Origin of the sequence: Butyricimonas sp. BSD2780061689_150309_C8, from assembly GCF_015560935.1 — a bacterium.
In the GTDB taxonomy this organism is placed as follows: Bacteria; Bacteroidota; Bacteroidia; order Bacteroidales; family Marinifilaceae; genus Butyricimonas; species Butyricimonas paravirosa.
The window spans coordinates 72015-93361 of the sequence record NZ_JADMSV010000004.1; the positions used below are offsets into that span (position 1 = coordinate 72015).

At 46.3% G+C, this 21347-nt stretch carries 19 protein-coding genes; 9 read left to right on the forward strand and 10 right to left on the reverse strand.

Features of this window, described 5'->3' with window-relative positions; genetic code table 11:
* Positions 1–146 precede the first annotated feature (146 nt).
* Positions 147–1415 (forward strand): phosphoribosylamine--glycine ligase, encoded by a 1269-nt coding sequence (gene purD / locus I2I33_RS05900; protein ID WP_087420915.1) that lies wholly within the window; start codon positions 147–149, stop codon positions 1413–1415.
* A gap of 11 nt (positions 1416–1426) precedes the next feature.
* The gene (locus I2I33_RS05905) at positions 1427–2398 is read left to right on the forward strand and encodes a hypothetical protein (protein WP_087420916.1); all 972 of its coding nucleotides are present in this window, start codon (positions 1427–1429) and stop codon (positions 2396–2398) included.
* Between the two features lies 1 nt (position 2399).
* Here the strand turns inward: I2I33_RS05905 and I2I33_RS05910 are convergent, their stop codons facing one another.
* From I2I33_RS05910 to I2I33_RS05920, 3 genes are all read right to left on the reverse strand, one after another.
* Positions 2400–3731, reverse strand: a complete 1332-nt coding sequence (locus I2I33_RS05910) for a dihydroorotase (protein ID WP_087420917.1) — start codon at positions 3729–3731, stop codon at positions 2400–2402.
* A 174-nt stretch (positions 3732–3905) separates the two neighbouring features.
* The gene (locus I2I33_RS05915) at positions 3906–4661 is read right to left on the reverse strand and encodes a polyprenol monophosphomannose synthase (RefSeq protein ID WP_087420918.1); all 756 of its coding nucleotides are present in this window, start codon (positions 4659–4661) and stop codon (positions 3906–3908) included.
* 11 nt (positions 4662–4672) lie between these two features.
* The gene (locus I2I33_RS05920; protein WP_087420919.1) at positions 4673–5965 is read right to left on the reverse strand and encodes a UDP-N-acetylmuramoyl-tripeptide--D-alanyl-D-alanine ligase; all 1293 of its coding nucleotides are present in this window, start codon (positions 5963–5965) and stop codon (positions 4673–4675) included.
* A gap of 96 nt (positions 5966–6061) precedes the next feature.
* On the opposite strand from I2I33_RS05920, the gene ispF reads away from it, so the two are divergent.
* Positions 6062–6541 carry a 2-C-methyl-D-erythritol 2,4-cyclodiphosphate synthase gene (ispF, locus tag I2I33_RS05925; protein WP_087421297.1) on the forward strand — a complete coding sequence of 160 codons (480 nt, stop codon included), beginning with the start codon at positions 6062–6064 and terminating at the stop codon, positions 6539–6541.
* Between the two features lie 147 nt (positions 6542–6688).
* Here ispF and I2I33_RS05930 read toward each other — a convergent pair whose 3' ends face one another.
* The 3 genes from I2I33_RS05930 to I2I33_RS05940 all read right to left on the reverse strand — a co-directional run bounded on the left by I2I33_RS05930 (position 6689) and on the right by I2I33_RS05940 (position 10039).
* Positions 6689–7711 (reverse strand): META domain-containing protein, encoded by a 1023-nt coding sequence (locus tag I2I33_RS05930; RefSeq protein ID WP_229128212.1) that lies wholly within the window; start codon positions 7709–7711, stop codon positions 6689–6691.
* A 104-nt stretch (positions 7712–7815) separates the two neighbouring features.
* Complete coding sequence (locus I2I33_RS05935; RefSeq protein WP_087420920.1) at positions 7816–9330, reverse strand: GH3 auxin-responsive promoter family protein; 1515 nt, start codon at positions 9328–9330, stop codon at positions 7816–7818.
* Between the two features lie 103 nt (positions 9331–9433).
* Positions 9434–10039 (reverse strand): ribonuclease HII, encoded by a 606-nt coding sequence (locus tag I2I33_RS05940; RefSeq protein WP_087420921.1) that lies wholly within the window; start codon positions 10037–10039, stop codon positions 9434–9436.
* 202 nt (positions 10040–10241) lie between these two features.
* On the opposite strand from I2I33_RS05940, the gene I2I33_RS05945 reads away from it, so the two are divergent.
* From I2I33_RS05945 to I2I33_RS05955, 3 genes are all read left to right on the forward strand, one after another.
* Positions 10242–10775, forward strand: coding sequence for a DUF4268 domain-containing protein (locus I2I33_RS05945; protein ID WP_229128213.1), 534 nt, complete (start codon positions 10242–10244; stop codon positions 10773–10775).
* A gap of 15 nt (positions 10776–10790) precedes the next feature.
* Positions 10791–11894, forward strand: a complete 1104-nt coding sequence (locus tag I2I33_RS05950; RefSeq protein WP_087420922.1) for a pyridoxal phosphate-dependent aminotransferase — start codon at positions 10791–10793, stop codon at positions 11892–11894.
* A gap of 285 nt (positions 11895–12179) precedes the next feature.
* Positions 12180–13748 (forward strand): ATP-binding protein, encoded by a 1569-nt coding sequence (locus I2I33_RS05955; protein ID WP_087420923.1) that lies wholly within the window; start codon positions 12180–12182, stop codon positions 13746–13748.
* Between the two features lie 94 nt (positions 13749–13842).
* On the opposite strand, the gene I2I33_RS05960 is transcribed toward I2I33_RS05955, so the two are convergent.
* The 4 genes from I2I33_RS05960 to I2I33_RS05975 form a co-directional block, all read right to left on the reverse strand.
* Complete coding sequence (locus I2I33_RS05960) at positions 13843–14355, reverse strand: IbrB-like domain-containing protein (RefSeq protein ID WP_087420924.1); 513 nt, start codon at positions 14353–14355, stop codon at positions 13843–13845.
* Positions 14342–15646: a DUF3440 domain-containing protein gene (locus tag I2I33_RS05965; RefSeq protein WP_087420925.1), complete on the reverse strand. Its 1305-nt coding sequence runs from the start codon at positions 15644–15646 to the stop codon at positions 14342–14344. Before I2I33_RS05965 ends, I2I33_RS05960 begins: the two co-directional genes overlap by 14 nt.
* Positions 15621–16040, reverse strand: coding sequence for a hypothetical protein (locus I2I33_RS05970; RefSeq protein ID WP_087420926.1), 420 nt, complete (start codon positions 16038–16040; stop codon positions 15621–15623). The genes I2I33_RS05965 and I2I33_RS05970 overlap by 26 nt, the downstream gene beginning before the upstream one ends.
* A gap of 372 nt (positions 16041–16412) precedes the next feature.
* Positions 16413–17429 (reverse strand): aldose epimerase family protein, encoded by a 1017-nt coding sequence (locus I2I33_RS05975; RefSeq protein ID WP_162613762.1) that lies wholly within the window; start codon positions 17427–17429, stop codon positions 16413–16415.
* Between the two features lie 148 nt (positions 17430–17577).
* Here I2I33_RS05975 and I2I33_RS05980 point away from each other — a divergent pair, with 148 nt between their 5' ends.
* The 3 genes from I2I33_RS05980 to I2I33_RS05990 all read left to right on the forward strand — a co-directional run bounded on the left by I2I33_RS05980 (position 17578) and on the right by I2I33_RS05990 (position 21330).
* Entirely contained in the window at positions 17578–18732 is a 1155-nt protein-coding gene (locus tag I2I33_RS05980; RefSeq protein ID WP_087420928.1) for a galactokinase, read from the forward strand.
* A 24-nt stretch (positions 18733–18756) separates the two neighbouring features.
* Positions 18757–20382, forward strand: a complete 1626-nt coding sequence (locus I2I33_RS05985; RefSeq protein ID WP_087420929.1) for a sodium/sugar symporter — start codon at positions 18757–18759, stop codon at positions 20380–20382.
* A 387-nt stretch (positions 20383–20769) separates the two neighbouring features.
* Positions 20770–21330 (forward strand): RNA polymerase sigma factor, encoded by a 561-nt coding sequence (locus I2I33_RS05990; RefSeq protein WP_162613763.1) that lies wholly within the window; start codon positions 20770–20772, stop codon positions 21328–21330.
* The last annotated feature ends 17 nt before the right edge of the window (positions 21331–21347 follow it).

Here is a 21347-nt window from a genome sequence, read left to right on the forward strand (position 1 = left end):
GCCTTATCTTTGTACATTCGGCAAGGCCGAGTTACAAGTTGACAGGTTGTATGTTACAGGTTCTTGGGAATAATAACGCACCTGCCGATGAACGTGTCGGGATTCAACTTGTAACCTGTAACTTGTAAACTTGTAACTAAAAAAGGATGAAAGTATTATTATTGGGTAGCGGTGGACGCGAACATGCGTTGGCGTGGAAAATAAATCAGAGTGAAAGATTAACAAAGTTATATGTTGCTCCGGGAAATGCCGGAACGGCAGAGATAGCTGAAAATGTAAATATTAAGGTAACGGATTTCGAGGCGTTGGCGACTTTCGTGGAACATAACGCTATCGATATGCTGGTTGTCGGACCGGAAGATCCTCTGGTGGAGGGTATTCGGGATTATTTTGAGGCAGACGCTCGTTTTGCCCGACTGATGATCGTGGGACCGGGAAAAGCGGGGGCTATTCTGGAAGGAAGTAAGGATTTTGCGAAGGAATTTATGTTCCGCCACCATATCCCGACAGCCGGTTATTTGACGGTGACGAAGGATAATCTTGAAAAAGGGTTTGCTTTTTTGGAGACGTTGAAACCGCCTTACGTGTTGAAAGCGGACGGGTTGGCAGCCGGGAAAGGCGTGTTGATTCTGGATAATTTGGAAGAGGCGAAGAGGGAGTTGGAACTGATGTTGGGAGGAAAGTTCGGGAAGGCCGGGAATCAGGTGGTGATCGAGGAGTATTTGAAAGGTATAGAGCTTTCCGTGTTCGCGCTGACGGATGGGAGAAGTTATAAAATATTGGGTTCTGCCAAAGACTACAAGCGTATTGGTGAGGGCGATACAGGATTGAACACGGGTGGTATGGGGGCCGTTTCCCCGGTGCCGTTTGCCAATGAAGAGTTCAACCGGAAGGTGGAAGAGAGGGTGGTGCGCCCCACGATCGAGGGATTACAAAAAGACGGGATTGACTACAAGGGATTTGTCTTTTTCGGCCTAATGAATGTTGGTGGTGATCCTTACGTGATCGAGTATAACGTGCGTATGGGTGATCCGGAGACGGAAGTGGTGATGCCGAGATTGAAAACGGATATTTTGTCTCTTTTCGAGGCGATGGCCAAGGGGGAGCTGGAACAGGCGGCGTTCGAACTGGATGATCGTTTCTGTACGACCGTGATGCTTGTTTCTCAAGGGTATCCCGGGGATTACGAGAAAGGAAAGGAGATCACGGGTGTACCGGACGTGAAGGGGAGTATCGTGTTCCACGCGGGGACGAAGTTGGCAGACGGGAAGGTCGTGACGAACGGGGGACGTGTGATTGCCGTGAGTTCGTTCGGGAAGACTATGCGGGAGGCTTTGGCCCAGTCTTACGAGAACGTGGCCAAGATTCATTTCGACGGGATGAATTTCAGAAGAGATATAGGTTTTGATTTGTAAAATGGTGGATGATGAGATTTAACGCCATTTTAAAAACCAAGAGGGTTTATATGCTGTATTTGCTGCCATTTATTTTGGCAGCAATTGCATTTCTACGTTTTACTTTCGGACCGGATGATTTTTCCGTTTGTCCGGATTTGGGCGTTATTTCCATTCCTGCTTTCCAGGAACAAGGCGGTTTGTGGTGGAAGGAAATTGGGGTACTGGCTTTGTTATGCTTGTCGTTTCTGGTATTCTTTGTTGCCGATCGGTATAAGTTTTTGTCTCATATCACGGTTCTCCCGGCGGTGGTTTATGCCTTGTTGTGTATCGGTGTGATTTGTCGTTACGGGGTGAGTAATTATCTGGTGGCAGCTTTGTGTGTCGTGTTGGCCGTGGCTCGTTTGCAATCGGCCATCGTGAACACGCAATCCAACTCGCCGGTGTTTGGTTTCGGGCTTTTTTCCACGCTGGCGGTTTTGCTTTGCCCGAAATTGATCATGCTGATCGTTTGGGCGATTATCGTCCTACCTTTTTCGGGAAGGGCGGCGTTGAAGGATTTGGTGGCGCTGTTTATCGGGATCTTTTCCGCGTTATTTTTCACGGGATGTTATTACTTCCTGACGGATCGGTTGGCAACATTACCGGATGTGTTCGTACAGGCATTGACAAGCGGACAAGTGTTCTGGAAAATAATGCCTGAGAAAGTGGTTGCTTTTGTCGTGATCGGTGTGCTGATCGTTGTGTCCTTGTATAATGTCGTGGTGAACTACCCGATGGCGATCGTGGCGCAACGGCGGGGTATGTTGTCGATGTTGTCCATGTTGCTTTTCGTGGGGAGTTCTTTGTTTTTTATCCCGTTTAATTGTCACGGGATCACCTTGATTACAGCGATCCCGTTATCTTATATGTTTACTCAATATTTTATTTCACACCGAACCCGTTGGCTGGGGAACGTGTTGTTCCTGTTGTTCATTGCGGCCTGTGTGCTTTTGGTTTTGTAGATTAATAGAACGTCAGCATTTCCCCGCACACGTCGTCATTGATCTTACCATGATCGTACACGATTTGCCCGTTCACGAGCGTCATGCTTACCCGGTAGGTAAAGGACATATCTTCGAGTGGTGACCAGCCGCATTTGTAAAGTAAGTTTTCTTTCTTCACGGTCCACGGGTGTTTTTCGAAAATAGCGATGTCAGCCTTGTAGCCTTCCCGCAGGTAGCCTCTTTCTTCGACATGGAAAATGTCGGCAGGGGCATGACACATTTTGTCCACGATGTTTTCAAGCGTGATCTGGCCTTTCTCCATGAGTTCCAGCATGACGGTCAGCGAGTGTTGTATCATCGGGCCACCGCTGGCTGATTTGGTGTACACTCCGGCTTTTTCTTCCGGGAGATGGGGAGCGTGATCCGTGGCGATGATGTCCAAACGGTTGTCATTCAAGGCTTGTAACAGGGCTTGCCGATCCTCTTCGGTTTTGATGGCAGGATTCCACTTGACGAGGTTGCCTTTGGTGTGGTAGGCCTGATCATTGAACCAGAGATGGTGAACGCATACTTCCCCGGTGATGTGTTTTTGGGTGCGGGGACCTTGATCTAGTAATTCCAATTCTTCTTTCGTGCTTAAATGAAGTATGTGCAGGCGGCTGTTGTGTTTACGTGCCAGCTCGGCTGCCAGCGAAGAGCTGGTGTAGCAACACTCCCGGCTGCGGATCAAAGGATGGCAGAAAGGAGGAATGTCTTCCCCGTACTGTTGCTTGTATAGTTCCAAGTTACGGTCTATCGTGGGCGAATCCTCGCAATGGGTTGCGATAAGAATGGGGGATTCGGCAAATATCTTTTCCAAAGCCTCCCGACTATCCACCAGCATATTACCCGTGGAGGAACCCATGAAAACTTTAATGCCGCAAGTCGTGTGCGGATCGACCTTTTTAATCTCGTCGATATTGTCAACGGTGGCACCGAGGTAGAACGAGTAGTTGACAGCCGAATTTTCCTTGGCAATCTGTTGTTTTTCCCGGAGTAACTCGTTGGTTACGGTGGGAGGTTTCACGTTAGGCATATCCATGAAAGAGGTCACGCCCCCGGCTGCTGCTGCCCGGCTACCTTCCCGGATGTCTCCTTTGTGCGTGAGGCCGGGTTCGCGGAAGTGTACTTGATCGTCAATCACTCCCGGTATAATATATTTCCCCGTGGCATCGATAACTTTGATGTCCCCGGGAACTGAATCCAATTCGCCTTCTATGATTTTCTCGATACGATCGTTGTGAATCAAGAGATCCCCTTTGAAGGTTCTCCCCTCGTTTATGATGGTTCCGCCTTGAAGTAATATACGCATATTGATTTTAGATTTTAGATTTTAAATTTTAGATTCCGGCCGCACGAGGCTGACGCTTTAACTACCCCCTCTGGCTCCCCCTTGCACAAGGGGAGAAACGAACGCGAGAAGGCGCTTCAATGTTCCTCTGCGGCACATCCTCCCCCTGTGTAAGGGGGAGTTAGAGGGGGTAGCTTAATTTTCCATTCTCCATTCTCCATTTTCAATTTTCTTACGTTTTCCCAAGCTCCGGAGTTTCATCGTGATGACACCCCAAAAGGCCTCGTTGAAGATGCCTCCGCTCATTTTGGACGTGCCGAGGGTACGGTCTGTGAAAATGATGGGGACTTCTTTCAACTTGAATCCCAAAGTCCACGCTGTGAATTTCATTTCGATCTGGAAGGCGTAGCCTTTGAAACGAATGTTGTCGAGGTCAATGGATTCCAAGACTTTCCGGGTGTAACAAACGAATCCGGCTGTGGCATCATGTATTTTCATGCCCGTGATGAATCTCACGTATTTGGAGGCAAAATAGGACATGAGAACCCGTCCCATAGGCCAGTTCACGACGTTAACACCTGTGACGTAACGGGAACCGATCGCCATATCGCCTTCCCCGCTTTCGCAGGCGTGATACAATTTGACCAGATCATCGGGGTTATGGGAGAAATCCGCATCCATCTCGAAGATGTAGTTATACCCGTGTTCCAGAGACCATTTGAATCCGGTGATATAGGCCGTTCCGAGTCCTAGTTTTCCTTTACGTTCGATCATGTGAAGTTGTGGGAACTCGGATTGCAGACGTTTTACAATCTGGGCCGTGCCGTCGGGAGAGTTGTCCTCTATCACGAGCACATCAAACTTCGGTTCCAGTTTAAAAACATAACGGAGAATGTTTTCGATATTCTCTTTTTCGTTATAGGTCGGTATGATGACAACTCTGTCGTTCATGGTCTGTTGTTTTATAAGTATTCTGTAATCCTTTCCAGTTTATTTCCCCTCGAACCTTTTATCAGGATAAAAGCGTGGCGGATCTCGTTCGCTTTGAGATACTCGATCAGCGTGTCCGTGTCGGGGAAGTAACGCGTAAAGGTATAGTTATTTGCGATGGATTCAAAACTCGGTCCCACGAGGAATACCTGGGGAAAGTTGTTTTTCTTCATGAGTTCCATGATGTTTTTATGGGACTCTTCGGAAATGGCTCCCAGTTCACGCATTTCCCCGATAATCAGTAATTTGTTGTCTGCTTTCATTTCTCCGAAATTGGAAATGGCGACTTGCATACTGCTCGGGTTAGCGTTGTAGGCATCCAGGATGATCGTGTTGCGTTCCGTTTTCAGTAGTTGCGAGCGAAGGTTAGAGGGAGTGTAAGCTTCGATGGCGGCCTGTATTTGTAAAGGATCGATATTGAAATATGTTCCAACCGTGGTGGCTGCCATGGCGTTGTCGAAGTTATATCCCCCGATGAGTTTCGTCCGGATGTATAGTTGTCCGTGATGGGTTTTCAAGGCATACACGAGGTAAGGGGTGGTCTGAACGATTTCCCCGTTCGTGAAATGTCCGTCGATGCCATAGGTGTATCTTTTTTGGTCTTCCGATAGTTGGCACAACAATTTATCCTCCCCGTTCACGAATAAAATTCCCGATTTTTCCTTCACGGATTCGTAAAGGGCTCTTTTGGTTTGGATGATATTTTCGTAACTCCCGAATCCTTCCAAGTGGGCGTACCCGATGTTCGTGATGATACCGTAGTCCGGTTCAACAATCTTACATAATTCTTTTATTTCCCCCGGATGGTTGGCCCCCATTTCCACGATACCGAATTCCGTGGAGGCGTCCATGCTTAACAGGGTGAGGGGTACACCGATATGGTTGTTTAAATTGCCTTTCGTGGCAACGGTATTATATTTTTTGGAAAGAACGGCGTGACATAATTCTTTAGTGGTAGTTTTGCCGTTTGTCCCGGTGATTCCCAAGATGGGGATGTTCAATTTCCGGCGGTGGTGGTTGGCCAGTTGTTGCAGGAATCGCAGGGTGTCGGGAACGAGTACGCATTGGGGAGCCGTGTTGTAGGCGGCCTCATCAATAACGACGTGTTTCGCTCCTTGGGCCACGGCTTTCTCTGCAAAGGTGTTACCGTTGTGATTTTCACCCTTTAAGGCAATGAATATATCTCCTGTTTTTACCTCTCGGGAGTCTGTTGTAATCCGGCTACCTGCCAGAAAAGAATTATATATTGATTCAAGCTCTTTCATCTTTTCATAATATCCGATCAGAGTGACAAATTTATAAAAATAAATGAACCATGAACGGTTTTTTCATTAATATTGCAGGATAATAATATTATTACAATGAAAATAAAAACAGGTATAGGGATCGATGTCCATCGGCTGGAGCCGGGACTGGACTTTTGGTTAGGAGGGATTAAACTGGAACATGAAAAAGGGTGCGTGGCTCATTCGGATGGGGATGTGTTGATTCACGCGATATGTGATGCACTTTTGGGAGCTGCCGGGCTGGATGATATTGGGGTATATTTCCCGGATACGGACCCCGCTTACAAGGGTATTGATAGTAAAATTCTGTTGAAGAAGGTGATCGATATGATTGAGAACAAGGGATTTGCTATCGGTAATATTGATTGCGTGATATGCCTGCAAAGGCCGAAAATTAAAATGCGGACCTTGGAGATGCGGGAGTGTTTGTCTGAAATTATGGGGATTGATGTAGATGAGATAACCATCAAGGCTACCACGACGGAGAAACTGGGCTTTGAGGGGAGAGAAGAGGGGGTTTCGGCTTACGTGACGGTGCTGATTATTAAGTTATAAAGTTTGTAAGGTTCATAAAGTTTATAAGGTCCTTGGACCCTTCGGGGCGCTTTGTCTGCGGTAGCTTGAGCTGCCGTAAGTATTGTCCGAAGGACACCCGTCACTTTATAAACTTTATGAACCTTATAAACTTTACGAACTCATTTCCTACTTCTTTTCATGTAGTTTCAATACTTTTCCGTCGGGGAGGGTTAATTCGGCTTCTTTCCCTTTTCCCATCAGGCTTACTTGATCGTTTTTGTACATGAAACCGGAAGCCATGCGTTGCTGTGGTAGCTCGTAGGTCTGGTCGTCAAGTGTTACGACTGCCAGTTCTTCCGCGGGGTAGAAGGTTACTTCTACTTGGTATAGCATTTTGGTTTTACCGTCACCGCCTTGGAATACCACGTTAATCACGCTTTCTGGGGTTTCGGTGTATAATGTTTCACCGCGTTGTTCGATGATCCATTGTCCGTTTACTTGTCTTACGTTATAGGTGTCGTCATCTTCCACGTTCCATGCATAACCGCCTTTCGGTAGTTCGCGTCTGTTCAGTAGAGGGTGGTTTTCCATGTTGGGAATAAATACTTCGGCTAACGTGGAATCGGTGGAGAACACGATGAAGGTGGAAAGCGTTGCTTGCGGATCGTTAACCGGGTTCATACGAACACCGGATTCGAACAGGCGGATACAGTCTTTTCTAGCTTCAGACCAAGTGTAGCCTGCCGCACCGTTGCATCCGTGGGCGTCGTTTGCGACACCAATTACTTTTTCTTCTGTTTTAGGCACGAAAACAAGAGTTTGTTTCCGGTCTTTATCCGTTAATTTCAATTCTTTGTTTTCAATGCTGTACGAGGCCATGGCAGCCAAAGTCTGAATGTATTCATGCTCGAATTGGAGATCCGGACAAGCCATCATGGTACTTCCACCCGGTTCTAACTTGATGGTGTTACCTTCCGTGGAGTATCTTCCGAAAAATCGGTTACACCCGGAGAATCCGTACATCGTGTTGGTGTCGGTCAGCATGAGGGTGGGTACTCGTTGCGGAAGAGTGGTTTTCCCCTTTGTGGTGGTCATCTCTTTCAGTTGCCATTCGTTGGCAGTCAGTTGCGCTTTGTCTCCGCTGTTACTTTTACAGCCGGAGAAGCCAAGCGTCACGGCGATCATCATTAAAATAGTTGTTTTTCTCATATGTGTGTGAATTTTTTACAAAGATACGGCCTAAAACAGGAAAAAGTTTATAATTATTATAAACTTTTTCTTGCTTTGTCGGCGAGGGATTCATTATCTGAATCTTATCCTTGATTCATTTTTAGTAATTCATCGATGTGCGTGCGGTCATTCCACAATTGCGGTACTTTATTCTGTCCGCCAAGTTTTCCTTTTTCTTTCAGCCAGTCATTGAAGAGGTTCGGACGAGCCGTGTGAAGGATTAATCGTTGAAGTGACATATCTTTATAGCGTTTCGCCTCGTAGTCGGAATTTACTTTTTTCAGTTCCGTATCAAGGATATTGGCAAAGTTCTCCAAGTCCGCGGGGGGAGTTCCGTATTCGATAATCCATTCGTGGGCTCCTTTTTTACCATCCTCCATGAATACCGGGGCAGCCGTGAATGCCATCACTGTGGCACCGGTTTTTTCGCAGGTCTGTTTTAGGGCCTCGATGGCGTTGTCGATAATTAATTCTTCCCCGAAAGCGTTGATAAATAACTTTGTGCGTCCCGTGATTTTGAATTTGTAAGGACGGGTAGAGGTGAACATAATCGTATCCCCGATCATGTAGCGCCATAATCCACCATTCGTGGAAATAACAAGAGCGTAGTTCACCCCGGTTTCTACTTCTTCCAATAGAAGAGCCCGGGGATGCGGTTTAGTCAGTTCGCTGATCGGAACAAATTCATAGTAAACGCCATAGTCTAGCATTAACAGCATAGACGAGTCGCCGGGATCATCCTGTAATCCGAAGAAACCTTCCGATGCGTTGTAGGTTTCCATGTATTTCATTTTCGGGTCGGGCAACAGGCGTTTGTATTGTTCCCGGTAGGGGGTGAAGTTTATGCCACCGTGAATGAATAGTTCCAAGTTTGGCCATACTTCGTGAAGGTTGCTTTTTCCCGTGCGTTCCAGAATCCGGTTGATGAGCGTGAGGAACCAAGAGGGTACCCCAGCGAGACTGCGTACATCTTCTTTGATTGTGGTGTCGCATATCTTTTCAATCTTTTCTTCCCATTCGCTCATGAGCATGATCGATTGGTCGGGGGTCTTCATCATGTTGGCCCAGAACGGGGTGTTGGAGATTAATATGGCGGACAAGTCCCCGTAACGGCAGTTGTTGTTTGTCTTGGATATTTCGCTACTTCCCCCTAGAGCCAAGGTCTTCCCGTTGAATACTTGTGCATCCGGGTATAGTTTATTGAAAATGGAGATAACATCCTTACCGCCTCGGAAATGGCAGCTTTCCAAAGATTCTTTGCTGACCGGGATAAACTTGCTTTTTGCCGCTGTTGTGCCTGACGATTTGGCAAACCACGTGATGGGTTCCGGCCATAACAGGTTTTGCTCGCCGTTCATTAATCGCTCTGAATAGGGGGCCAGCTCTTCGTAGTGAATGATGGGCAGGCGTTCCCGGTATTGTTCTGCCGTCAAAATAGAGTCGAAATCATATTTCAGTCCGTACTCCGTGTCAGCGGCTCTGCGAAGTAATTCAACCAACGTGTCTCGTTGCACCTGAATCGGATTTTCTTTGAAGAAATCGATTTGTGCCAACCTTTTGGTCGAGAACATGGATATGATGGAATTGATTACGGGCATAGGATTAAGTTAAAAGTTATAAGTTAAAAACTAAAAGTTAAAAGTTAAAAATTAAAAGTTTACCTCTATTGAGGGGTAACAACTATCGTACCATTTGTTATTTTTAGTGATCGAAATCTAGTTTTAGTTGCGGGTCGAGCAACGTGAAACTTTGTCGATGATAAGGGGTAATTCCATGGAGCAAAATGCCTTCCCGGTGTTTTTTGGTCGGGTAGCCTTTGTTGCTGATCCAGTCGTAAACGGGGTACTCTTCATGCAATTTTTTCATGTATTCGTCCCGGTGTGTTTTGGCCAGAATGGAGGCTGCCGCGATAGCCATGTATTTCCCGTCCCCTTTTACGATGCAATGGTGTTCGATGTTCCGGTAGGGTTTGAACCGGTTGCCGTCAATCAGAATATGTTCTGGGGTGACACTTAGTTGTGCCAGCGCCCTATGCATCCCTTCGATGGAGGCGTTGAGGATGTTGATTTTGTCGATTTCGTTATTATCCACGCTGGCCACGGCCCACGCGAGGGCTTCCCGTTCAATGATCGTGCGCAATTCATCCCGTTTCTTTTCAGAGAGTTGTTTCGAGTCGTTAAGCATTTCGTTGGAAAAGTCTTCAGGAAGGATTACCGCTGCCGCGAAAACCGGTCCTGCCAGACATCCCCTGCCGGCCTCATCACATCCGGCCTCGATTTTATCTTGATAGTATTTTAATGTCAACATAAATAATGGGTTTATAAAGTTCATAAAGTTCATAAAGTTCATAAAGTTCATAAGGTCTAAAGTGACGGGTGTCTTTCGGACGGTGTTTAACGGCAACTTGGGCTACCGTGGACCAAGCGCCCCGCAAGAGTCCATTGACTTTATAAACTTTATAGACCTTATGGACTTTATGAACCTTAAACTTTATCACTCCCGCAAATATATGAAATACTTTGCAATTTTTGTTATATTTGCGGGGTTGTCCCTGCATACTAATTTTAATTTATCAGAGGTGTTCACGAAAGAAGAGGCAAAAGAGATTCGGGTGAAATTCTGGGAAGGTTTCAAGCGCTATTGCAAGCGGAAACATATTTACCGGAAATGGGTACTCACGGGGGTGAAGATACGATCCACGCAGTTGAAATTTTACGCGGACCGGGAGAAGGCTCTCGTGTTATTCCAAATAGACCATAAAAATGAGTTACGTCGGTTCGAGGTGTACGAATGTATGTTATCTTACCAGACGTTATTTCGGGCGGAGTGCGGTGACGAGTTGAAGTGGGAAGAGGAGTATACCGGGATCGAGGGGCAGGAGATCAGCGCGATTTATTTCGAGTTGCGGGGGGTGAATCTTTACCGGGTGGAGGATCACGAGCGGATATACGCTTTCTTTGCCGAGAAGATGCCTTTGCTGGAAGACCTTTATTACGAATACAGGGATTTGATTAACGAACGATTGAAACAGAACGATAATTAAAAACGCTGGATTGCGATGAAAATAAACAAGAGTGGGGCCGCTCTTTCCCGTATCGTGCAAATCGGGGAGACGCTGAAAGAACTTTCCCAGAAGAGTGGGAAAGAGTATTTGCCCTTGAACCGGGGTGTGAATCAAGTGGTAAATATCGACTTGACAGAAGTCGTGAAATCAATAAACTTTAATTCTCCGGAGATACAGGTGTACCCGCATGGAGCCGGGCGTCCGGACTTACGAGCGGCAATTAACGAGGAGTTTTTTGCCGGAAAGTCTTCGCCGGATAATATATTAATTACGGCAGGGGGAATGCATGCCCTTGATCTCGTGGCACAGACCGTGAATATCGGAAAGTTATTCCTGCCCTCGTATTATTGGGGATGTTATTTCAAAATGCTCAAGATTCGTTCAGTGGAGAGCGAAGGATATGACAGTCAAGCGGATTTACTCCCGATGATCGATCGTTTGCGGGGAAATGCCGTGTTAATTAGTGATCCGAGTAACCCGCTGGGAGACAAGCATGATGACGAGGAACAATTGAATATTATTCGGGCGTTGAATGATGCCGGGGTGGTGATTTTTTATGATTGTCCCTATCGTCGGTTGTTTATGGATGCTTCAGATGATTATTACACGCGTCTGATGAATCTGGATAACGTGATTATCACGGAAAGCTTTAGCAAGTCGGTCGGGTTGAGTGGCCAGCGACTTGGGTTTATCCACACGTGTAACAAGGAGTTGCATGATGAGTTGGAGGTGAGGGTGATGTATAACACGAACGGGATTAACGGTTTTGCACAGGAACTCGTGTTACGCTTGCTGACAACGCCGGAAGGGAAAAAGGCCGTGACGGCATTTAAAGAGCGTACTACCCGGGATATAGCTTTGAATATCGAGTATTTGCGGGCGAGAGGCTTGCTGGCGGAAGAATTTTATCATGGAACCACGCCACGAGGCATTTTCGTGATCGTGAATCGTGGTGAGGAGGAGTTGCTGGAACACTATATTGGTGCCGTATCACTTTCTTTCTTCACGAAAACCCGGCAGGAGTACGCGAAGAATTATTCCCGTATCTGTGTTTCAGTGCCTCATGATAAGTTGGTGAAATACTTTGAAACGATTTGATCATTGCTGCCTTGTCATTACCCTAGGGTATGGCTAGGGATGGGCTAGGACAAATACCAAACAATTACATCACAGGAATACGGCAAGTACATGGAAGATTGTTCTTGCTATGTTCATGCTGTGAAGATGCTATGTTTTTGCCCTAGTCTATCGATAGACTAGGGGATAATCACGGGCGAACAAATGGGCTAGATACTCCGGATGGGGCTTATAAACTTTATGAACCATGAACTTTATAAATAAGTTTTTCGTAACTTTGCCTAAATAAAAGTAAAGAGAACGTTCATGAATCAAATATTATCCCTTCCTCGCAAGATGCCTATCGGCATACAGAGTTTCGAATACATTCGTCAAAATGACTTCGTGTATGTCGATAAAACAGAGTTTGTCTATCGTCTTGCGACTATGGGGAAGCCCTATTTCCTCAGCCGCCCTCGGCGCTTTGGTAAAAGTTTGTTGCTTTCCACGATGGAGGCCTATTTCCTAGGCAAACGAGAACTTTTCAAGGGGCTTGCCATTGAGCGGTTGGAAACAGAATGGAACGTCCACGCTGTGCTACACCTAGACCTGAATGCTGAGAAATACGATTCGCCCGATCGATTGCATGATATGTTGGAGCGGCAGTTACTGTACTGGGAAGAGATTTATGAAACCGGGGGGAAGGGTATCACTCACTCCGGTCGTTTCATGGAAGTCATTCGAAAAGCGTATGAGAAAACCGGACGGGGTGTTGTTGTCTTGATTGACGAGTATGACAAACCCTTGCTCAACAGTTTTCATGACGAGACTTTGCAGAAAGCCTTCCGGGACACGCTGACCGCATTCTATTCCGTGCTAAAAAGTGCCGACCCGTGGCTGCGTCTTGTTTTCATCACCGGGGTAACCAAGTTTGCCCAGATGGGAATATTCAGTAATCTCAATCAACTTAAAGATATTAGTCTCGATCCCCGGTACGCCACGCTTTGCGGTCTTACTGGTGAAGAGATACGTGCGAACTTCGTCCCGGAGTTAAAGTTATTGGCCGAGGCAAACCACCTCGACGGGGAGGCTTGCATGGAACGTCTCACCCGTATGTATGACGGGTATCACTTCAACTACCGAGATATGGTGGGTGTCTATAATCCGTTCAGCATACTTAACGTGCTTGATACGACCATGTTCGATAATTTCTGGTTCGCTAGCGGAACTCCTACCTTCCTTGTCGAGATACTGAAGAAGACTGATTTTGACCTGCGAGAACTCGACGGTATAGAGGTTTCTGCCGCATCACTCACTGACGATCGGGCCGACATCAATAACCCGGTTCCTATGATCTACCAGAGTGGTTACTTGACTATCAAAAAATACGATAACGAATTTCAAATATACACATTGGGATTCCCCAACGAGGAAGTAAAATACGGTTTCCTCAACTTTGTTACCCCGTTCTATACCCCGATTAAGGAAACGGACACGAGTTTCTATATCGGTAAATTCATCCGGGAGCTACGGGAAGGTGATCCCGATGCCTTCCTCACCCGCCTTCGAGCTTTCTTTGCTGGGATTTCCTACGAGCTGAACGACCGCACGGAACGTCATTATCAGACCATTTTTTACCTTGTCTTCAAGCTCATGGGACAATTCTCCGAAGCTGAAGTGCGAAGTGCCAAAGGACGAGCCGATGCCGTTGTGAAAACTGCCGACTACATTTACGTCTTCGAGTTTAAGCTGGACGGCAGTGCAGAGCAAGCCCTCGCCCAGATTGACGATCGGGGTTATCTTATTCCCTATACCGTCGATGGGCGGAAACTCATGAAAATCGGTGTCAATTTCGACCCGAAGGAGAGAAACATCGGGGACTGGAAGACAAATTAATTTTAGATTTATGATTTACGATTTTAGATTCTCTCCCACAAGTCAACGCTTTTTTTTCAATTATAAATCGTAAATCATAAATCAATTCATTACCTCAATCATCTCTTGTTAGGCTAAATTCCTTGTCGGCAAATAATTCTGCCAGCCCGGAGATTTGTTTCAGGCGTAACAATTCGTCTTTATCCATTCCGATATTACGCATGATCCAAGTGTCGGACATTCCGGCTTTGGTCAGTTCGGCCACGATTTCGGTCATTAATTCGATGCTATGCGTACCTCTTGCCCGGTTGTGCCGGATGGTGGAGGCCATGCGGTTGGAAATATCTTTGTTGATGACGACTACGGGGAGTAATCCCTTTTCTCGTTCGAATATCCGTTGGGATGTTTTCATGACTTTGTAGCGGTGAAAACCGTCCACGAGTTCATAAATATCCTTTTCCGGGATGTAGTAACAAACGCAGGGCATCGTGTAGCCGTCTTCCCAGATGGATAGTTCCAATAGTTTCATTTCCGGGGGTGCCACCACGTTCGGGTTGTAGGTGTTGGCGACCACCTTATCAATCGGGACGGAAATAACGTTGTATACGGGACTTTTATATTCTTCCATAAGATTCCATGATAGATTTATATTTTTGCATCACCTTGGCCCGGCGTTCCCGTTCGGCTTTCGAGGGGGCGAACCCCATGTATTTACAGGCATGATCGTTTTTCAGGATACAAATGCAGATACGTTTGAACGTGGGGAGTTCTTTGAACTCCGGAATACGTACATCATCCTGATAATCCATGCGCACGGGCTTTTTATCTGTCTTGTAATTTGTCGTTTCGCTAACCGAGATCGGGATTCCCATTCGTCGGAGTTTGGCGATGGTCTCTTCTGCCAGACAGCCGCCTTTGTTTCGCCAAAACTCCATGCTCACGGAGAGTTTGTGCAAGTAGTTTTCTCTGGCCTCTTCCGGCAGCGTGCAAAGGAGAAATTTAAAATAGGATGACCAGGTCATGTTCTCCGGGAGGGTGATGGACTGCCAGCCCATGGCGGAAGTACCCCCGTATAACCCGGTAAAGTTGACCCCGTTGACCCGGTTAATCATTTTGCCCCATGTGTCCGGATCTATGGCCCGGTAGAGTTTCAAGCTGGAAAGTGCCTGCGAGATAAACGGGCTGGCTACGCGTTGCCTTTCAAGAGGAACTCCTGCCTGATAGTAGAGATCATACAGGTGGTTGTAGTCCCATTGAAATTTTCCGTTGGCGGTCCAGATGTCCGTGGTAAGCCAGTCGTATATGGGGTAGGCGTTAAAGATATTTGCTGTTACTTTGTGAGTCCATTTCAAGTGCTTGTAACTGTGGTAATTCCTGTCCCGGTGGATGGCTTGCCAGCGATGGTAGCTTTCTTGCGTGCGAATCCCGATGAGGCAACAAGTACGTTGAGCGTTTTTCTTCCGGTGATACCATTCTGCAAATTTGACTTGAAAATCGTAGTCCCACATCTCTTCTGTGTAGAAATCAAAATCTTCTTTGCGGTAGCATATTTCGGGCATATCCCTGACCCACAGATCTCGTAAATTGTCTTCCCACGGGCGCCAGAAACGCTGGTACATGGAAGTACACGTGGAGACTTTGAACGGGATGCATACCCGGTAGACTTCCAGCAAGTCAGCGTTATCGGCGAGCGTGCGGTCCACGTACCGGATCGTCTCGTTGTACTGCACTTCGTAGTCCATGTGAAAAACGCCCAGTTTCCGTTTTAGTTTATGCTGACGGATATAGTCAATACAGAGGTTTAGTAAAACCCCGCTGTCTTTGCCGCCGGAAAAAGACACGTACACGTTATCAAAATCAGAAAAAATTCGCTCTAGTCGGTTTTGCACGACATCATACACACTTTTTTTTATTCTCATAAGCTGGAGGATATACCATTTTTATATACAATTTCCACTCTTTTGAAACTATAAAACCGTTTATTTTGAAGGTTTCTGCATCTCGGGTGTGGGAAACGGCAAAAAGAGGTTGTTCCCCTGCAAATTCTTTTTTTGCGAAGTCAATCAAGGCGGATAGTAACAAGGAATTGCCTCCTGATACGTAATAATTATCAATACAGGCGCCCGTACTCTTTATGTCAATAGGCATGAAACCTTTCACCACTCCCTTCTCTGTTGCCACAAGCCATTTGTGGTGGACGGAGGTCTTGAACGGATAGTTGTTATTGTACCGGAGTACGGGAATGCTCATTACCAACGGTGCCACGAGTTGGTATAACCGAGGGTCCGTACCATGTAATTTTTCTATGTCCATTACCGATCGCTTTTTGCAAAACTAATAAAATTAAGCAATGATTCAAAAGAATAATAAATAAACCTTTTAATATAGGCTTTACAAAGTAAATGTCGAACGTGTATATTATCATCTGTTTCTTATGTGAAATATCCGGAAAAGTAATTTGTGTTCTCTTTTTCATTTGTTTGCAGCTCTTGTTGTCGATTCTCGTGTTGTTTGTATAGGAGAGACTTGCCCGAACGTGGTGGACGGGTTAAGCATTGGAACACGTGGACATGGAGGCCTATATCAGTGGGATTAACGATGTGTTTTTCGTGGCATTCGTTACTACGTTATTGGCTGTGATCCCGATGTTCTTCTTAAAAACCAAACGAAAATAAATCTATCGATTTATCCCTCGGTTTCGTCCTCGTAGTCTTCTTCCACGCTGATACAGTTGAACGAGTAGATCGTTTTGTGAAGATACTGTTCGCCCGGGTTCAAACGGGTGGAAGGAAAACAAGGATGGTGGGGACTGTCCGGGAGCATTTGTGTCTCTAGGGCAATTCCCGAATAGGGACCGTAATGCTTTCCGCCTTTCCCGTTGGCCACGTCGATGTATTTACCCGTGTAAACCTGCAAGCCGGGGTAATCCGACAGGATGGTGACCGTGATCCCGTTTTTCGGGTGGGACAACTCGGCCATGAGTTGGGGTTCTATCGGATCTCCGAACGTGTAGCAATCATCCAACCCGTCTTCCTGCAAGGCGAGGAAAAGCGGTTTGTTGAAATTGAAAGCGTGTTTTTTGTCTGTCGAGAGGACAGTTCCCGTTGGGATTAAATCAGGAGTTGTTTCCAGATAGTGGGAGGTATAAAGCCGTAGTTCGTGATTCCCGATATTCTCGTCGGTCGGCCTTAGATTGAAATAGGGGTGTTGCGTGAGATTCACGTGTGTCGGTTGATCGCAACTAGCCTCGTAAATCACCCGGAACACGTTGTTTTCAATGGAATAACGAACCGTGACGTCCAGTGTACCGGGGAAACCGTTCTCCCCGTCCGGGCTAGTGTAGTGCAGAATGAGATGTTCGTTGTCCGGTTGCTCCGCGTCCCAAAGACGTTGATCGAATCCGGGTGTTCCCCCGTGGAGGGTATTTTCTTTTTCATTCTTGTTCAACACGTGAGTCTTGTTGTCAATCGTGATCTCCCCGCCTTTGATGCGGTTACCATAGCGTCCGATGAGCGCCCCGAAATAAGGGTAATTTTTCCGGTACTCCGGGTCAATATATTGTTCAAGGGTATCAAATCCTAAAACCACGTCTACAAGTTTCCACCTGCAATCGCGTACAAATATGTTTTTTATAATCCCGCCGAGATTACATACGTGAATTTCAAGGCATTCATTCTTGAGAATATATTCTTTCAATTCCATGATCCATGATTTTAATCGACTCATAAAAATAAGCAATAGAATGTAATTTTCATTCGTGTTGAATATAAAATTTTAAAGAAAATACTTTAACTTTGTAGACATATGGCGTTAGACCCCATTTTAAATTCTAAATTTTAAATTAATTAAAATGGATACAGGCGTGTTGGAAAAAAGATTTGAGGAAATTTGCGGGACAAAGGTTGAACATCTGTACTTTGCTCCCGGACGGGTAAATCTAATCGGGGAACATATTGATTATAACGGGGGACGGGTATTCCCGTGTGCGTTAAGTTTCGGGACTTATCTGGCCGTGGCTCGTCGGGAGGATCGGAAGATTGCTTTCGCCAGTATGAACCAAACTTTTCAAGTGGAATGTGATCAAAGTATTTTTGAGAATAAACCCAGTGAATGGGTGAAATATCCTTTGGGCGTGGTGAAGGAGTTCTCGGATCGGGGGCTTGACCCGTGGGGTTTTAACATTCTGTATTTCGGGGATATTCCGAATGGGGCCGGGTTATCCTCGTCAGCTTCGATAGAGGTCGTGACGGCGTTTATGCTGAACGATCAGTTGAATGCCGGGCTGGACGTGGTGGAGTTGGTGAAAATGTCACAACGGGCAGAGAATGTTTTCGTGGGTATGAATTGCGGGATTATGGATCAGTTTGCCGTGGGTATGGGAAAGAAGGGACACGCTATTGCGCTGGATTGCGGTACTTTGGATTATGATTTGATCCCGCTAAACCTCAATGGGTATAAATTGGTAATCACCAATTCAAATAAGAACCATGATCTGGTTACTTCCGAGTATAACGTGCGGCGGAGCCAGTGTGAACAGGCTTTGGCCGATATAAATCAAGGACTGAACTTGAAACATCTGTGTGATTTGAGCGAGGAAGAATTGGAGTGGGTGCGGCATCTGATTTCTGATGAAACCGTTTATCGCCGGGCTCGTCATGCCGTCTCGGAGAACGCTAGGGTAAACGAGGCCATTGACGTGTTGCAAAAGGGGGATTTGGTTCGTTTCGGGGAATTGATGAACGCGTCGCATCGGTCATTGAAGGAAGATTACGAGGTTACCGGTGTCGAGATGGATACGCTGGCAGAGGAAGGGCAGAAGTTGCCGGGTGTGCTGGGGTCCCGGATCACGGGGGGCGGTTTCGGTGGTTGCACCGTGAGCCTTGTGAAAGAAGACAACGTGCAGGAATTTATCGAGAAGTTGGCTCCCGTGTATCATGATAAAATTGGATTGAATGCCGAGTTTTACGTGGCGGACATTGGTGATGGGGCGAGGAAAATTTACTAAGTATAAACCATAACAATTGGAAAAATGTTGAACACGAGTTTTGAGTTCTGGGATTATTTCATTTTCGGGGCGTATGCCTTAATGATTATCGCCGTGGGATTGTGGGTGTCAAGAGGTAAGAAAGGTGTGCAGAAGACAACGGAGGATTATTTCCTTGCGAGCAAATCGTTACCATGGTGGGCTATCGGGGCCTCGTTGATTGCGGCGAATATCTCTGCCGAACAATTTATCGGGATGTCCGGATCGGGGTTCGCTGTGGGACTGGCCATTGCCTCGTATGAGTTTATGGCAGCCTTGACCTTAATCATTGTGGGTAAATTCTTTTTACCTATATTTATCAAACAGGGGCTTTACACGATCCCCGAATTCGTGGAAAAACGTTTTTCGACAAACCTGAAGACTATTCTTGCCGTTTTCTGGATCGCCTTGTTTATTTTTGTGAACCTGACTTCAGTGCTTTTCCTGGGGGCAAAAGCTATTGATACGATTATTGGTACGGGTAACGGGGAGTTGTTCATTCCTGCCATTGTCGGGCTGGCCTTTGTTGCCGCGGCATATTCCATTTACGGGGGATTGTCGGCAGTGGCTTGGACGGATGTGATTCAGGTGGCCTTGTTGATCGTCGGGGGCGTTATAACCACGCTTATCGCTTTGGATAACGTGTTGCCCGGTGGCGGTGTCGTGGAGGGATTTAACCACGTCGTGGACACGGCGGGCGATAAGTTCCATATGATTATCTCGAAGGATAACCCGGAGTTTAAAAACCTGCCGGGTATTGCCGTGCTTATCGGTGGTTTATGGGTGGCAAACCTCTATTATTGGGGGTTCAATCAATACATCATCCAGCGGACGTTGGCGGCCAAGTCATTGAAAGAGGCTCAACGAGGTATTGCTTTTGCGGCATTTCTGAAATTGATCGTGCCTTTGATCGTGGTTATTCCGGGAATCGTGGCTTTCGTGATGTACACGGAGTCTAAAGACCCGTCCGTGACGGCAATGTTCGAGATGACGGGAGGAAATGATAAAGCCTATCCGTGGCTGATCGGGACGTTTGTACCCACGGGTTTGAAGGGTTTGGTGCTGGCGGCATTGGCAGCGGCTATCGTTTCTTCGTTGGCCTCCATGCTGAATTCGACTTCTACCATATTTACGATGGATATTTATAAACCTTACATGGATCGGGAGGCCTCGCACAAAAAATTAGTGAGTGTGGGACGGATCACGGCAGCCGTGGCGTTGGTGATTGCGGGTTTGATTGCTCCTATGATGGCTAATTTCGATCAGATGTTCGTGTATATTCAAGAGTACACGGGGTTAGTGAGCCCCGGTATACTGGCCGTGTTCCTGATGGGATTGTTCTGGAAGAAGACTACGAACCGGGGGGCTATAATCGGAGTGCTGATCTCTATTCCCGTGGCGTTGTTGTTGAAGTTCCTGCCCATCGAAATGCCGTTCCTCGATCAGATGATGTACACGTTCTTGTTGACGATGGTAACAATCGGTATGGTTAGTTTGGCTACCTGCAAGACGGATGACGACCCGAAAGGCTTGGTGTTGACCTCTGAAATGTTCAAAACCGATAAGGTATTTAATATTTGTGCTTACGTGATTTGTATTTTGTTAGCCGTGATTTATACGGCTTGCTGGTGATTTAGGAAGAGAACGAAAAGATGTTTCGGGGGGTAAAGGGTGTGATAAGCCTTTACCCCCGATTTATTTTCCTCGCACGGTCGGTACACGCTCGCTCACGAGCGAGGGAGTAGCGAAGGAATACCGAGAGTGTACCGAAGTTGATCCCCGTTTTCTGCCTTATCTCATCCTGTCTTGTCGGGGATGTGGTTTACTATAAGCAGGTAAGTTTGGTAAACTAATTTTGGGAAGCGACCTCGTCTCCTCTGGTATGTTCTTCAGCATGTTTTGCCCTTTAAAGGCAAGATATTGTCATTAAAATTGTTAAGGGAGTTGTATTGAAAGAAAGAAAATATTAACTTTGAGTTCATGTAAAGTAAGTGTTTCTTGTAATTAGTACTTATTGTTTTGACGAAATCAGAGGATGTTCTAATAAAAAAGTTCCGGGCTGGAAATGGTGTGATTTTCAAGGAGATTTTTGATCGATATTATCTCCCCGTGAAGTCGTACGGTTTCCAGTATATTGAGGATGATGAGATTGTTGAAGATTTCGTGCAAGATGCTTTCCTGAAGGTGTGGGAGAAACGGGCGGACTTTTATTTTGTTGCGGCAATTAAAAGTTTCCTGTATATGAGTGTCAGAAATGCTTGTTTGGATTACCTGCGTCACCAAAAAGTGCAACGTCGCAATGAGCCGGAATTAATCCTGTGGCTCACGGAAGAGGGAGAGGAAGAATTTATTCTTGAAGAGGAGGTCCATGCGATGGTGTACGATGCGATAAAGGATTTGTCAGAGCGATCCCGTCGGGTCGTGATTCTGACGATGGAGGGCCTTTCCAATCCTGAAATTGCGAAAGAGTTAGGAGTTTCCGTGAACACGGTGAAGACGATTAAATTGCGTGCTTACAGGATGTTACGGGAACGGTTGAAGGGTATTCAGTGGTTGTTATTACTTCTTTTGGGCGTTTAAAGAATTTTTTTTTACAA